The sequence below is a fragment of the Diaphorobacter sp. HDW4B genome, assembly GCF_011305535.1.
Lineage (GTDB): Bacteria > Pseudomonadota > Gammaproteobacteria > Burkholderiales > Burkholderiaceae_C > Diaphorobacter_A.
In genome coordinates, this window is the sequence record NZ_CP049905.1 from 406,838 (window position 1) to 421,466 (window position 14,629).

Sequence of the window (14,629 nt, forward strand, 5' to 3'; positions counted from 1 at the left end):
CAGCGGTTTTTTTACCGACAACAGAAACATCTACCGGGAACCTCTCACAACCGGCGATTCCCCAGTCGCCCACTCCGCATGGCGAGCAGATTGCTCATTGACTGGTTTGTTCAACGCAGATTTGGGTCATTTCGGGCCCATTGCGCCCCCGACTCTCAGGCCTTCGCCGTTTGCAGGCGCACCGGTCTCTTTGAGCTCGCTGTTTTGAAGAACGGATCGACCTTGTTTTCAAGGAACGACGCCAGGCGCTTCAAGTTGTAGCACGCAACCATCATCGTCATGACCGTGGTGGCTCTGGTCTGTCCAATCGTGCGCACGAACTTGCCGCCCATGTGACGGATGCCTGCAAACACGTGCTCGACACGCGCACGTCGCTTGGCAATGCGTTGATTGCGTCGCTCCTGGCATTCGCTGAGCGGCTGCTTCGCTTTGGCTTTGCGCTGGATGCCATCTTTGAAGCCCAACACCTTGAGCATCTTGATGCGTTGAGCGCTCGGGTAGGCCTTGTCGGCATTGACCTCTTTGCCGGTGTTCTTCATATCCAGCACTTCATCGAAGTGATGGCCGTCGTGCTCGCTCGCTGTCCCCGTGGCCACGCCCCGGATGAAGCCGTGTTTGTGATCGACGCTCACACTCAGCTTGTAGCCAAAGTAGCGCTTGCCGTGCTTCTTGGTGTGGGTGGCATCGATGTCTTTTTGCCGATCTTTGGCATCACCCCATTCAGGTCTTTGGCCGTTGGAGAGTTGCTCGCGTTCGCCCTTGTTCATGCGTTGGCGCGGTGCTGGCACCAAGGTCGCATCGATGGCCTGACCACCGCGCGCGATGTAGCCATGACGATGCAATTGCTCGTCCACGCCATGCAGCAAAGCCGTGGCTCCATCCACGCCCAGGCGCTCGCCAAAGCGCCAGATGGTGTTGCGGTCCGGAACGTTCATCGAGTCTTGCAGCAAACAAAATCGCTGGTAGCTCATGCGGTCAAGCAGTTGATATTCCATCTGCTCGTCCGAGAGGTTGTAGAGCCTCTTCAGGACCATCACCCGTACCATGACCTCAGTGGGATAGGCCGGACGACCACCCTTGCGCCCATCACTGCGCTCGATGATTCCATCGACCAGACGGGCCAGCGCGGTGAAGTCGATGTGCTGCGCAATGACTTGCAGCGGATCGCCCACTTCATCGATCTTGCGCTTGCGGGAGGCTTCGGCGAACAGGTCGAACTTCAGGGCACTGCGGGGGGTGATCATGCTGCGAATTTACTGCATCAGATGACGTGAGTCAGCGACGTCGGGAGGTTTTGAGAGGTTCCCTACCGTTTGCACTGGTTCAGTCATTTTTTCTCCCGATAAATCTAAAGATCACTCTTGCTTGGCAGCAATACAAAGCCCGTGATTTGATGAATTGACATTCCGAAGAGGCATGACGCAGGCATTGCATCAGGTCATTTCGTCGATATTCTTAATCTTGAATATAGGTTAATTCAAACAAATCATTATTCAAGCATCAGAGCATCAAACTCCGATCAAAAAGCCGAGCAAAGATAATGCAAAAGCACAAGTGATTTTTCACTAAATATCGAACACTTGAGGCAAATGAAAAAATCAGACGAACAATATGGAAACACTTCGCAACGGCAGGAATTTTAAAAACATCCGCGTTTACATTTTTCAAATTCAAACATTAAATACAAAAATGGATCATATTCAACAAATTAATACATTCGTAATTAAATGCAAGTTCACCCCGCTATCGGTATTGGGCTACAAAGGCAATCGTCGCAGCCCTAACATCATTCATCACAAGTCGAACATATGGATCATCACAATGCATCCAGTATTTGCAGTACTGATATTTCAATAGATCCACCCCTACAATATTTAACTTCAAGCCAACCTCATCAACTCACCTGATACATTCAATAAAAAACCGGAAACCAAAAAAAAAACCGCCAATCTTCACTTCACACGATTCAAATTTAATTAATTTCTTATTAGCCTCCACAAGAAGAATTCAAACTCCAATACACACGCACAAGGCGTGAAGGCACAAGTCACCCCGATGGAGAAATCAAATTCTCAAAATGCAGAAAATTTGGTCGCCAAAGAAATTCAACTATCGGATCGTGGACGATTGGATTTTAAAAACCAAGCATCGGCTACTGCTCAACCATGAAATGCTCAAAGAGGTCGTAACAACATAGCCCGCGCGAGCATGAAAAAAGGCCTCGCGGGCCTTTCATGGTCGAGTGGCTTGGAGCCGCTATGCGGCACGCTGCGGCAGCGTGAGTACGTCGACCCCTTTGCGCAGCTTGTCGAGGTAGTTCGCCCACTGCTGCATCTGGTCGAAGCGCTTGGTAAGGTACTGCGTGCGGTTGTAGCTTCGGCCGTTGGCATCTTTCACCGCGTGAGCCAAGTTCGCCTCGATGGCCAGCGGGTCTAGCTCGAGCTGATCGACCAGCATGGTTCGCGCACTGGCCCGGAAGCCGTGCCATGACTGCTCATCACCAAAGCCAAGCGAGTACAAGGCACTGCGCACCGAGTTGTCCGACATGGGACGGGTGTGCTCACGCTGGCCGGGGAACACGTACATGCCGTGTCCTGTGAGCGGATGCAGATTGCGCAGCAGCTCCACCGCCTGCGTGGGCAGTGGCACGACGTGGGCATCGCCCTGCTCTTTTTCCTTTTTCGTGCGCTTCATCTTCAGACTGGGGATGGTCCAGAGTGCGCCATCCAGATCCAGTTCGCTCCACTCCATGGAGCGCAGGTTGCCGGGCCGCTGGTAGAGCAACGGGGCCAACAGGAGCGCCGTTCGCACCATGGGACTGCCCTTGTAGGCATCCATAGCCCGCAGCAACTCGCCAAAGCGCTTGGGCTCCACGATGGCGGGAAAGTTGCTACCCCGGTATGGGGTGAGCCGACTTTTCAGCCCCTCGGTGATGTCGCGCTGCGTGTTGCTGGCGGTGGGCAACCAGTAGCGCCAGACCTGACGGCACAGCATCAGGGCGCGGTCGGCCGTCTCAATGGCCCCGCGCTCTTCGATTTTTTGCAGCGCCGCCAGCAGTTCCATGGGCTCGATGCCACCCATCTGGCGATCACCGATCCACGGGAACAGGACCCGCTCCAACTGACGTTTTGTGCGCTCCGCATGGCCGGAGCTCCACTCCGACTCCTGCCGGGCATGCCACTCCAGCGCCACCGCCTTGAAGGAGTCCCCGCCGTCACGGGTGCCTTTGAGCTTTTTCACCTTCCGCGCCTGGACAGGATCGACGCCCTCTGCCTTCTGGATCTTGGCGGCATCCCGCGGCGCCTTACGGGCAGCGGTGAGCCCCACGGCCGGATAGCTACCCAGCGCCATGCGCCCCTCTTTGCCTTCAAATCGGTATTTCCAGAACCATCGCTTTGAACCCGACGGGCTGACCTCCAGGTACAGGCCGCCAGAATCAGCCAGCCTCTCACGTTTCAGGCCGGGGGAACAAATCGCGTTTTTGCAGTGTGCGTCGGTCAACATGGGGGAACAACTCCAGTCGGCTGGGGGAACACGCTCCCCAGAGGGAAACGGGGGAACAATCGACCCTAGTCTACCGTTTTCCCGTTTTGTTCCCCCATTTGTTCCCCCGCTTTGCCTTGGCTGTTGGTGGACGTCCATGGACGTTGGTGGACGCTAAGCCTATGATTCAGCAAAGAAAAAAGGCGTCCACCGGATGTTGGCGGACGCCTTTGGACGTCATAGTGGTGGAGCTGGCGGGAATTGAACCCGCGTCCGCAAGTCTTCCTCGGGCAGATCTACATGTTTAGTGTTCTGATTTGAATCTCGCCTCCAGAGTCGCGCAGGCACACGCTACAGAGGAAGCCAGCTCCCTTGAATCTCGCTGCACACCAAGGAGCCCGGTGCGCGGCCAGCTGATGTAAATTCCCTTGCAGCCTGGAGGTATTGCTACCCCCTTGCCCAGCCCATCAGCGTGCTGTTGCAAGGCTCACCGGTATTTAAGCGGCGAGTGCGAAACGTTCGTCGTTTGCAGTTAGTTTTTTGAATGGAGATTTACGAGCGTCACTCAAGCTCGACATGCACCACGCCGATTCCGAACCCACGTCGAAACCAGGGCAGCCCCTAAGTTTCGTATTTTAGTCTGGATTCAGCAATTTCAAGAGCTCGAGTGGAGATTCGATCAAGAAATCTGCACCCCAGTCGCGGGGATTTGCGCCGTCGCCCAGATAGCCATAGGCTGCGGCGACCGTCAGCATGCCGGCGGCCTTGCCTCCGACGATGTCTCGTTCGTCGTCACCGACGTAGATGCATTGCGCCGGATCGATCTGGATGCGACGGGCGGCCTCCAGAAGTGGCTCCGGATGTGGCTTGGAATGCGGGGTGGTGTCGCCGCTCACGACCGCACCCGCGGTTGCGAACAATGGCATGCGCTGAACGATCAAGGAGGTGAATCGCGTCGCCTTGTTGGTCACGACACCCCAGGGCATGGAGCGGGCGACCAGTGCTTCCACCAATTGCTGCACGCCATCGAACTGGAATGTGTTCTCGTGAATGCGTGCTTCGTAGTTGTCGAAGAACTCTTCGCGCAGTGCCGGGAAGTCCGGATGTTCGGGCGTCATGCCGAATCCGACTTTCAGCATGCCGCGCGCACCGGCTCCCGCCATATGCCGGTAGGCATCCAGCGGCAATGAAGACATTCCACGTGAGACGCGCAACATGTCGGCAGCAGCTCCAAGATCCGGTGCGCTGTCGATCAGGGTTCCGTCGAGATCGAACAGGACGGCTCGAACGTTTTTCGTCAATTCACTCATGTGTGTGATCAGTTCTGCAGTGGGCGACGGGTGGCGAACATGTAGTTCACACTGGTGTCATCGTTGAGCCAGTACCGGTTGCTCAATGGGTTGAACTGCAAGCCGCGTGTCTGCAGCACATCCAGCCCAGCGGTGCGGCAGGCCATGGCCAGTTCGCTCGGGCGAATCATCTTGGCGTACTCGTGCGTTCCCTTGGGGAGCATCTTGAGCATGTATTCCGCACCGACGATCGCCAGCATGAAGGCCTTGGCGTTGCGATTGATGGTCGAGAAGAAGACCCAACCACCCGGCTTGACGAGCTTGGCGCAGGCTGCCACCACCGAACCCGGGTCGGGCACATGTTCCAGCATTTCCATGCAGGTGACGGTGTCGAAGGATCCCGGCTGCTCTTCTGCAAGTGCTTCCACGGCGACTTCGCGGTATTGAATATCGGGAGTTTCAGCCTCGAGTGCATGCAGTTGCGCCACTCTGAGCGCCTTGGTTGCCAGATCGATGCCAAGCACCTGCGCTCCGCGCCTTGACATCGAGTCCGAGAGAATGCCGCCACCGCAGCCCACATCGAGCACACGCTCGCCTCGTAGGGGCGAAATCTGGTCTATCCAGTCCAGTCGCAAGGGGTTGATCTGGTGCAGCGGGCGAAATTCGCTCTCTGGATCCCACCAGCGATGGGCCAGCTCGGAAAATTTGGCCAATTCGGCCGGATCGGCGTTCACGGATTCAGTCATCCGATGATTTTCACCGATTCGCGAGGCGTCGAGGGCATCAACCTGCATCGTCAGAGGTGAGAGGCCATAAAAAAAGCCCCTCGAAAGGGGCTTTTCATTGCAATCGCGAGGATTACTTGGCGGCTTGTGTGCCCACCACTTCGATTTCCACGCGACGGTTCTTGGCGCGGCCAGCTGCAGTCTTGTTGTCTGCGACTGGTTGCTTTTCGCCCTTGCCTTCGGTGTAGACGCGGTTCTTTTCGATGCCCTTGGACACCAGGTATGCCTTCACAGCTTCAGCGCGGCGAACCGACAGCTTCTGGTTGTAGGCGTCAGAACCCACGGAGTCGGTGTGACCCACAGCGATGATGACTTCCAGGTTGATGTTCTTGACCTTGCCGACCAGATCATCCAGCTTGGCCTTGCCTTCTGGCTTCAGCACCGACTTGTCGAAGTCGAAGAATGCGTCAGCAGCGTAGGTGACCTTGGAGGACTGTGGCTGGGTTGGAGCTGGAGTAGCAGGCTTGGCTTCAGCAGGAGCTGGAGTCACAGCAGGAGGTACGACTGCAACAGGAGCTGCCTTTTGCAGGGCGCCGTCGCAACCTTCGGCTGCAGTAGCAGGCGTCCAGTTGGCATCGCGCCAGCACAGTTCGTTGGTGCCGTTCTTCCAGACCAACTCACCGGTGCCGTTTTGCCAGTTGTCGACGACGTTGCCGCCATCAGCTGCCTTGATTTGAGCGCCAGCAGATGTAGCGAGCACGGCAGAGGCCAACAACATCGCCACTTTGTTCAGTTTCTTCATGGTTCTCCTCTTGGGGAAAAAGCCGCAGCCGCGCTGCGAATCATGGACGTCGTCAGTGACCATCACTAAGGACGTTGGAAACGATTGTGCCATACGTAACATCCTCCGGTCTGCACATGAGGGTCATGAACGGTAGGACAAAAGCGCAATACCCGAAGATATGTTGCCAGCGCGCAACATGGGGTTGGACCTAAAATGGTCACTTCCGCAGTCATTCCAGTTGTCATGACCCAGTTTGCCAAAGAAACTTTGCCCATCAGCCTCGAAGAGGAGATGCGCCGCAGCTACCTAGATTACGCAATGAGCGTGATCGTGGGCCGCGCCCTCCCCGACGCCCGCGATGGCCTGAAGCCCGTCCATAGGCGAGTTCTGTATGCCATGCACGAACTCAACAATGACTGGAACCGCCCCTACAAAAAATCGGCGCGTATCGTCGGTGACGTGATCGGCAAGTATCACCCTCACGGTGACAGTGCTGTTTACGACACCATCGTGCGCATGGCCCAGGACTTCTCCCTGCGCCACATGTTGGTGGACGGTCAGGGCAACTTCGGCTCCGTGGACGGCGACAGCGCCGCGGCCATGCGCTACACCGAAATCCGCCTGTCGAAAATCGCACACGAAATGCTGGCCGACATCGACAAGGAAACCGTCGACTTCGGACCCAATTACGACGGCAGCGAGCAGGAACCACTGGTTCTGCCAAGCCGCCTGCCCAACCTGCTGGTGAACGGCTCGGCCGGTATCGCGGTCGGTATGGCAACCAACATTCCACCTCACAACCTGAATGAAGTGGTGGATGCTTGCCTGCACATGCTGCGCAATCCGGAAGCGACGATCGACGAGCTCATGGAGATCGTTCCCGCGCCCGACTTCCCGACCGCCGGTATCATCTACGGCATCAATGGCGTGAAGGAAGGCTATCGCACCGGTCGCGGCCGCGTGGTGATGCGCGCCAAGTGCCACTTCGAGGACATCGACAAGGGCCAACGCCAGTCGATCATCGTCGACGAGCTGCCCTACCAGGTCAACAAGAAGACGCTGCAGGAGCGCATGGCCGAGCTGGTGCACGAGAAGAAGATCGAAGGCATCAGCCACATTCAGGACGAGTCCGACAAGTCGGGCATGCGTCTGGTGATCGAGCTCAAGCGCGGTGAAGTGCCTGAAGTGGTGCTCAACAATCTGTACAAGCAGACGCAGCTCCAGGACACGTTCGGCATGAACATGGTGGCGCTGATCGATGGCCAGCCCAAGCTGTGCAATCTGCGCGAACTGATTCAGGTGTTCCTGCAGCATCGCCGCGAAGTGGTCACACGTCGCACCGTGTTCGAGCTGCGCAAGGCGCGCGACCGCGGTCACGTGCTGGAAGGTCTGGCCGTTGCGCTCGCGAACATCGACGAGTTCATCCGCATCATCCGTGAATCGCCCACGCCACCGGTCGCCAAGTCCGAGCTGATGGCCCGCTCGTGGGACAGCTCGCTGGTGCGCGAGATGCTCACCCGCACGCGTGAAGACGGCGGCGTGATTAATGCCGACGACTACCGCCCGGAAGGTCTGGAGCGCGAATTCGGCATGCAGAACGATGGTCTGTATCGCCTGTCCGAAACACAGGCCCAGGAAATTCTGCAGATGCGTCTGCAGCGCCTGACCGGTCTGGAGCAGGACAAGATCGTTGCCGAGTACAAGGATGTCATGTCGGTCATCGAAGACCTGCTGGACATTCTGGCCAAGCCCGAGCGCGTGTCCGTCATCATCGGAGAAGAACTCACCGCAGTGAAGACCGAGTTCGGTCAGACCAAGCTCGGCGCACGCCGCACCGAAGTCGAACACAGCGCGCAGGATCTCTCCACTGAAGACCTGATCACGCCGACCGACATGGTCGTGACGCTTTCGCACACCGGCTACATCAAGAGCCAACCGCTCTCTGAGTACCGCTCGCAAAAGCGTGGCGGTCGCGGCAAGCAGGCGACGGCGACCAAGGAAGACGACTGGATCGATCAGCTCTTCATCGCCAACACGCACGACTATCTGCTGTGCTTCTCCAACAAGGGCCGCCTGTACTGGCTCAAGGTCTGGGAAGTGCCTGCGGGCTCGCGCGGCTCGCGCGGTCGTCCCATCGTCAACATGTTCCCGCTGCAGGAAGGCGAGAAGATCAACGTGGTGCTGCCGCTGACCGGCGAATACCGCAGCTTCCCGGCCGATCACTACGTGTTCATGGCCACCAGCATGGGCACCGTGAAGAAGACCGCGCTCGACGAATTCAGCAACCCGCGCAAGGCCGGCATCATCGCCGTGGGCCTTGACGAGGGCGACTTCCTGATCGGCGCTGCGCTCACCGACGGCAAGCATGACGTGATGCTGTTCAGCGATGGTGGCAAGGCTGTGCGCTTCGACGAAAACGACGTTCGCCCCATGGGTCGCAACGCCCGTGGCGTGCGCGGCATGAACATCGACGAAACGCAAAGCGTGATCGCAATGCTCGTGGCCGATGCGGAATCCACGGCTGAAAACGTCGAAGGCGGCGAAGCCAGCACCAGCGCACAAAGCGTGCTGACAGCCACCGAAAACGGCTACGGCAAGCGCACGCACATCAGCGAATACACACGCCACGGTCGCGGCACCAAAGGCATGATCGCGATCCAGCAATCGGAGCGCAATGGCAAGGTGGTGGCGGCAACACTGGTGAATACCGACGACCAGATCATGCTGATCACCGACACCGGCGTGCTGGTTCGCACCCGCGTGGGCGAGATCCGCGAGATGGGTCGCGCAACGCAAGGTGTGACGCTGATTTCGCTGGACGACGGCGCCAAGCTGAGCGGCCTGCAACGCATCGTGGAAAACGATGCGAATATGGTCGAAGGCGGTGACGCGGAAGGTGGCGAAGGCGACGCGGAAGGCACTGCAAGCGACGCTTGATGCGACTCCGCCGTCGCCCTGTGCTGAATGCGCCGGGCGACTGCAGACACATGGCGGACACCGCGCCAACGCAAGGTGTCCGCTTGCAGCTCACAAGCTGCTTTTTTCTTTTCTCAGGTTTGACGATGAATCGCCCTTTTAACTTTTCCGCCGGTCCCGCTGCAATTCCCGAAGAAGTTCTGAAAACGGCGGCCGCCGAAATGCTCGACTGGCACGGCAGCGGCATGAGCGTGATGGAAATGAGCCATCGCGGCAAGGAATTCATCTCGATCTGCGAAAAGGCCGAATCCGATTTCCGCGAACTCATGGCTGTGCCCAAGGAGTTCAAGATCCTGTTCATGCAAGGTGGCGGTCTGGCCGAGAACGCCATCGTTCCGCTGAACCTCTCGCGCGGCGCGACGGTCGACTTCGTGGTCACCGGCTCGTGGAGCCAGAAGTCGCGCAAGGAAGCGGGCAAGTACGCGGCCGAAGTGCACACCGCCGCCACCGGCGCGGACAGCCAATTCACCACCCTGCCCGATCCATCGACTTGGCAGTTGAGCCGTGGTGCGAGCTACCTGCACATCTGCAGCAACGAGACCATCGACGGCATCGAGTTCCAGCAACTGCCTGATCTGAAGGCGCTGGGCAGCGACGCGCCACTGGTCATCGACTTCTCGTCGCACGTGGCTTCGCGCTCCGTCGACTGGTCCAAAGTGGGCCTTGCATTCGGCGGCGCGCAGAAGAACCTTGGTCCCGCCGGCCTCACGCTCGTCGTGGTGCGCGAAGACCTGCTCGGCCACGCCCTGCCCGCCTGCCCCAGCGCGTTCGACTACAAGGTGGTGGCCGAGAACGAATCCATGTTCAACACGCCGCCGACCTGGGGCATCTACATTGCCGGTCTGACCTTCGCGTGGCTCAAGAACCAGCGCGAAGGCGATGCCACCGGCGTTGCCGCCATGGAGTTGCGCAACATCGCCAAGGCGAAGGCGCTGTACGACTACATCGACGCGTCCGACTTCTATCTGAACAAGGTTGCCGCCAACTGCCGTTCGCGCATGAACATTCCGTTCTTCCTGAAGGACGAGTCACGCAACGACGATTTCCTCGCAGGTGCCAAGGCCCATCAACTGCTGCAGCTCAAGGGCCACAAGTCCGTGGGCGGCATGCGCGCCAGCCTCTACAACGCCATGCCGATGGCGGGTGTCGAAGCGCTGATCGCCTACATGCGAGAATTTGAAAAAAAGCATAGCTGAAGAAATCGAGATTCACGACGCGCGCGAGCCCAGAAAAAAGCAACGAGCATCGCGCGTTCGCCGTCCCCAACAAACCATTGAATCCTGCCCTGATGACCACACCCCAAGCCTCTCCTGACCTCGCCAGTCTGCGCGTGCAGATCGACAACATCGACCAACAAATGCTCTCCCTGCTCAACCAGCGCGCACTGGTGGCGGAGCGTGTGGGCGAGGTCAAGAAACGTGAAGGCTCGGCGTTTTTCCGCCCTGATCGCGTGGCGCAGGTCATCGAAAAAATCAAGACCGCCAACCCCGGCCCGCTCAAGCCCACACATGTGGCGGCCATCTGGCGCGAAATCATGTCGGCCTGCCTGGCGCTCGAATCGCCCCAGCGCGTGGCCGTGCTCGGCCCGGCTGGCACGTTCTGCGAAGAGGCCGCCATTCAGTATTTCGGCGGCGCTGCCGATCTGCTGTACTGCAACAGCTTTGAAGAAGTCTTCCACGCCACGGCCGCCGGCAGCGCGCAGTACGGCGTCGTCGGCATCGAGAACTCCACCGAAGGCGTGGTGACCCGCTCGCTCGACATGCTGCTGCACACGCCCTGCCATGTGGTGGGCGAAGTGAGCCTGCTGATTCGCCACAACCTGCTGCGCACCACCAACTCGGCCGAGAACATCGAAGTGGTTGCCGCACATCCACAAGCGCTCGCGCAATGCCAGGCCTGGCTGTCCAAGCACCTGCCGCACGCCGAGCGTCGCCCGGTGGAAAGCAACGCCGAAGGCGCGCGTCTGGCAGCCCTCAACCCCACTTGGGCGGGCATTGCCAGCGAACGTGCTGCGCAGCAGTTCGGCCTGCATGTGGTCGCTCACGCGATTCAGGACGAGGCCTACAACCGCACGCGTTTTGCGGTGATCTGCCTGCCCGACACGCTGCCCACACCGGCACCCTCGGGCCACGATTGCACCAGCCTGATCATCTCCGTGCCCAACCGTCCGGGTGCCGTGTACGAACTGCTCGCACCGCTCAAGAAGCACAACGTGTCGATGACGCGCTTCGAATCGCGCCCCGCACGCACCGGCAAGTGGGAGTACTACTTCTACGTGGACGTCGAAGGCCATCCCGACCAGCCGAACGTGGCTCAGGCACTCGCCGAGCTGCAGCAGCTCAGCGCGTTCTACAAGCAGCTCGGCACCTATCCCACGTCCGCTGCCTGAGGTTGACCAGCATGTTCGAACAACTAGGTCTCATCGGTTGCGGTCTCATGGGTGGCTCGTTTGCCAAGGCCATGAAGCGCGCCGGACTCGTCAATCGCGTGGTTGGCTACAGCAAGTCGCCGTCGACCACCGAACGCGCACGCCAGCTCGGCGTGATCGATGTGGAAGCGCCCTCCGCGCTGCTCGCGGTGGCGGGTGCCGACATCGTCCTCGTCGCTGTCCCCGTGGCCGCGACCGAAGCCACGCTCAAAGCCATCAAGCACCTCGTCACGCCGCAAATGCTGATCATGGACGTCGGCTCCACCAAGTCGGACGTGGTGCAGGCCGCCCGCGCGGCACTGCGCGATCAGATCGGCTCTTTTGTGCCAGCGCACCCGATCGCGGGCCGCGAAGTCTCGGGCGTCGAGCATTCCGATGCCGACCTCTACACCGGCAAGCAGGTCATTCTGACCCCCACCGAACGCACGTTGACCGCTCAGCTCAAGCGCGCCGAAGCCGTCTGGAGCGCGCTCGGCTGCCGCGTGTCGCACATGTCGCCGGAAGCGCACGATGCCGCCTTCGCTGCGGTGAGTCACCTGCCGCATATGCTCGCGTTCTCGATGATGAACAGCCTCACCCAGCAGGAGCGCTCGGACGAATTGCTGTCGCTTGCCGGGCCCGGCTTTCGCGATTTCACGCGCATTGCCGCGAGCGATCCGAAGATGTGGCGCGACGTGCTGCGCGCCAACCGCGATGAGGTGCTCGCCCAGACACGGCATTTCAAAGACTCGCTCGCACAGTTCGAGAAGGCTCTGCAGAGCAACGACGATCAGGCGCTCGAAGACCTGATCACCATCGCGAGCCACACCCGCGCCAACTGGCGCATGGGCGCGCAGCGCAAGCGCAAAGACGACCTGTAAATCACACCGATGTTCACTACCGAGTACCTCGACCTGCCACCGCTGCAATCCGCAGGCGGCAGCGTGCAACTCCCCGGCTCCAAGAGCATCTCCAACCGCGTTCTGCTGCTGTCCGCTTTAAGCGAAGGCACGACCGAAGTGCGCGATCTGCTGGCCTCCGACGACACCCGCGTGATGTTGGACGCGCTGCGCCAGATCGGCTGCGATGTGCAGGAGGGCGCGGGCGACAACTCCGGCACCGTGCGCATCACCGGCCTTGGCACCAAGGCGCCGAATTCGCCCGCCAGCCTGTTCCTCGGCAATGCCGGAACGGCCATGCGCCCGCTGACTGCGGCACTCTCGCTGCTGGGCGGCGACTTTGAACTCAAGGGTGTGCCGCGCATGCACGAGCGCCCGATCGGCGACCTGATCGACGCGCTGCGCCAGCTCGGCTGCCAGATCGACTATCTCGGCAACGAAGGCTTTCCGCCGCTGCACATCCAACATGGCAACGGCCTGCCCGCGCTCAAGCTCGATGAATCGATCAAGGTGCGCGGCGACGTCTCCAGCCAGTTCCTCACGGCGCTGCTGATGGCGCTGCCGCTGGTGGCCAAGACGCAGGACATCGTCATCGACGTGGTCGGCGAACTGATCTCCAAGCCCTACATCCACATCACGCTGGAGCTGCTCGCGCGCTTCGGCATCGTGGTCAAGCACGACCACTGGCAACGCTTCACCATCGCGAAGGGCAGCCGCTATGTGTCGCCCGGCGTGCTGCATGTGGAGGCGGATGCCTCTTCCGCCAGCTACTTCATCGCTCTGGGCGCGATTGCCCCGGCAAGCGAGGGCCAGAACGGCATCAAGGTGCTGGGCGTCGGTCAGGATTCGATTCAGGGCGACATCCGTTTTGTCGAAGCCGCCCGCGCCATGGGTGCCGACATCGAAAGCGGCCCGAACTGGCTGCAGATTCGCCGTGGTGCCTGGCCGCTCAAGGCCATCGAGATGGACTGCAACCACATTCCCGACGCCGCCATGACGCTGGCGGTGATGGCGCTGTTTGCCGATGGCACGACCACGCTCACCAACATCGCAAGCTGGCGCGTGAAGGAAACCGACCGCATCGCCGCCATGGCCATCGAAAGCCGCAAGCTGGGCGCGGTCATCGAAGAAGGCCCGGACTACCTGCGCATCACGCCGCCCGCCACAGTGGCCGACTGGAGGGCCGCCAGCATCCACACCTATGACGACCACCGCGTCGCCATGTGCTTCTCGCTCGCGACCTTCAATCCTGCAGGCGTTCCGGTGCGCATTGAAGACCCCAAGTGCGTGGGCAAGACCTTCCCCGACTACTTCGAGGCGCTGTTCAGCGTCGCCAAAGTCCGCATCGATCACATTCCGGTGATCTGCCTCGACGGCCCGACCGCATCCGGCAAGGGTACGGTGGCCGCTGCGGTCGCCAAGAAGCTCGGCTACCGCTTTCTCGATTCGGGCGCGATGTACCGCATCTCCGCCTACGCTGCCCTCAAAGCCGGCATGGTCATTGACGCGGCCCACGAAGAGCGCATCGCCGCCCACGCCCGCGAGCTGCCCGTGCATTTCGAGGGCGGTCGCATCCTGCTCGACAAGGAAGACGTCACCGATGCCATCCGCACCGAAGAGGCTGGCATGAACGCCTCCAAGGTCTCGGCGCTGCCTCTGGTGCGCCTCGCGCTGGTCGATCTGCAACACAGTTTTCAGAAGCTGCCGGGCCTCGTGGCGGACGGCCGCGACATGGGCACGGTGATCTTCCCGGAAGCCCCTTTGAAGGTGTTTTTGACCGCCTCCGCAGCATGTCGCGCGGAGCGCCGCCTTAAGCAGTTGATTTCTAAAGGAATTTCAGCTAATATCGACACTCTTCGCGCAGACTTGGAAGCGCGTGACGCCCGGGATCAGAACCGCGCGGTCGCGCCCCTCAAGCCCGCCGTGGATGCTCTGGTGCTGGACAACTCTGCTCTTTCCGTCGATGAGGCGGTGGATCAGGTGATTGCCTGGTGGCAGGCACGTCAGCCGTTCGGCGCTTGATTTTTTGATCATTCGCCCTCAGTTGGCACCGCTGGCCCCACACG

The 14,629-nt window shown here is 59.9% G+C and carries 10 protein-coding genes and 1 other RNA gene; 5 read left to right on the forward strand and 6 right to left on the reverse strand.

The window, feature by feature from the left end; all coding sequences use genetic code 11:
• Positions 1 to 155: 155 nt before the first annotated feature.
• The 6 genes from G7048_RS01895 to ompA form a co-directional block, all read right to left on the reverse strand.
• On the reverse strand, positions 156 to 1,241 hold the full coding sequence (locus G7048_RS01895; protein ID WP_240933271.1) for an IS5 family transposase: 1,086 nt from the start codon (positions 1,239 to 1,241) through the stop codon (positions 156 to 158).
• A 1,015-nt stretch (positions 1,242 to 2,256) separates the two neighbouring features.
• The gene (locus tag G7048_RS01900; RefSeq protein WP_166066541.1) at positions 2,257 to 3,504 is read right to left on the reverse strand and encodes an integrase arm-type DNA-binding domain-containing protein; all 1,248 of its coding nucleotides are present in this window, start codon (positions 3,502 to 3,504) and stop codon (positions 2,257 to 2,259) included.
• Positions 3,505 to 3,726: 222 nt separating this feature from the next.
• Positions 3,727 to 4,105, reverse strand: a transfer-messenger RNA (tmRNA) gene (ssrA, locus tag G7048_RS01905).
• A gap of 13 nt (positions 4,106 to 4,118) precedes the next feature.
• Complete coding sequence (locus G7048_RS01910; RefSeq protein WP_166066542.1) at positions 4,119 to 4,793, reverse strand: HAD family hydrolase; 675 nt, start codon at positions 4,791 to 4,793, stop codon at positions 4,119 to 4,121.
• Between the two features lie 8 nt (positions 4,794 to 4,801).
• Positions 4,802 to 5,518, reverse strand: coding sequence for a bifunctional 2-polyprenyl-6-hydroxyphenol methylase/3-demethylubiquinol 3-O-methyltransferase UbiG (gene ubiG / locus G7048_RS01915; RefSeq protein ID WP_166066543.1), 717 nt, complete (start codon positions 5,516 to 5,518; stop codon positions 4,802 to 4,804).
• Between the two features lie 112 nt (positions 5,519 to 5,630).
• Positions 5,631 to 6,299, reverse strand: coding sequence for an outer membrane protein OmpA (ompA, locus tag G7048_RS01920; RefSeq protein WP_166066544.1), 669 nt, complete (start codon positions 6,297 to 6,299; stop codon positions 5,631 to 5,633).
• Positions 6,300 to 6,524: 225 nt separating this feature from the next.
• On the opposite strand from ompA, the gene gyrA reads away from it, so the two are divergent.
• From gyrA to G7048_RS01945, 5 genes are all read left to right on the forward strand, one after another.
• Entirely contained in the window at positions 6,525 to 9,218 is a 2,694-nt protein-coding gene (gene gyrA / locus G7048_RS01925; RefSeq protein ID WP_166066545.1) for a DNA gyrase subunit A, read from the forward strand.
• A gap of 125 nt (positions 9,219 to 9,343) precedes the next feature.
• Positions 9,344 to 10,453, forward strand: coding sequence for a 3-phosphoserine/phosphohydroxythreonine transaminase (gene serC, locus G7048_RS01930; protein WP_166066546.1), 1,110 nt, complete (start codon positions 9,344 to 9,346; stop codon positions 10,451 to 10,453).
• Positions 10,454 to 10,542: 89 nt separating this feature from the next.
• Positions 10,543 to 11,646 carry a prephenate dehydratase gene (pheA, locus tag G7048_RS01935; RefSeq protein ID WP_166070739.1) on the forward strand — a complete coding sequence of 368 codons (1,104 nt, stop codon included), beginning with the start codon at positions 10,543 to 10,545 and terminating at the stop codon, positions 11,644 to 11,646.
• Between the two features lie 11 nt (positions 11,647 to 11,657).
• On the forward strand, positions 11,658 to 12,545 hold the full coding sequence (locus tag G7048_RS01940) for a prephenate dehydrogenase/arogenate dehydrogenase family protein (RefSeq protein ID WP_166066547.1): 888 nt from the start codon (positions 11,658 to 11,660) through the stop codon (positions 12,543 to 12,545).
• 9 nt (positions 12,546 to 12,554) lie between these two features.
• Positions 12,555 to 14,585: a bifunctional 3-phosphoshikimate 1-carboxyvinyltransferase/cytidylate kinase gene (locus tag G7048_RS01945; protein ID WP_166066548.1), complete on the forward strand. Its 2,031-nt coding sequence runs from the start codon at positions 12,555 to 12,557 to the stop codon at positions 14,583 to 14,585.
• The last annotated feature ends 44 nt before the right edge of the window (positions 14,586 to 14,629 follow it).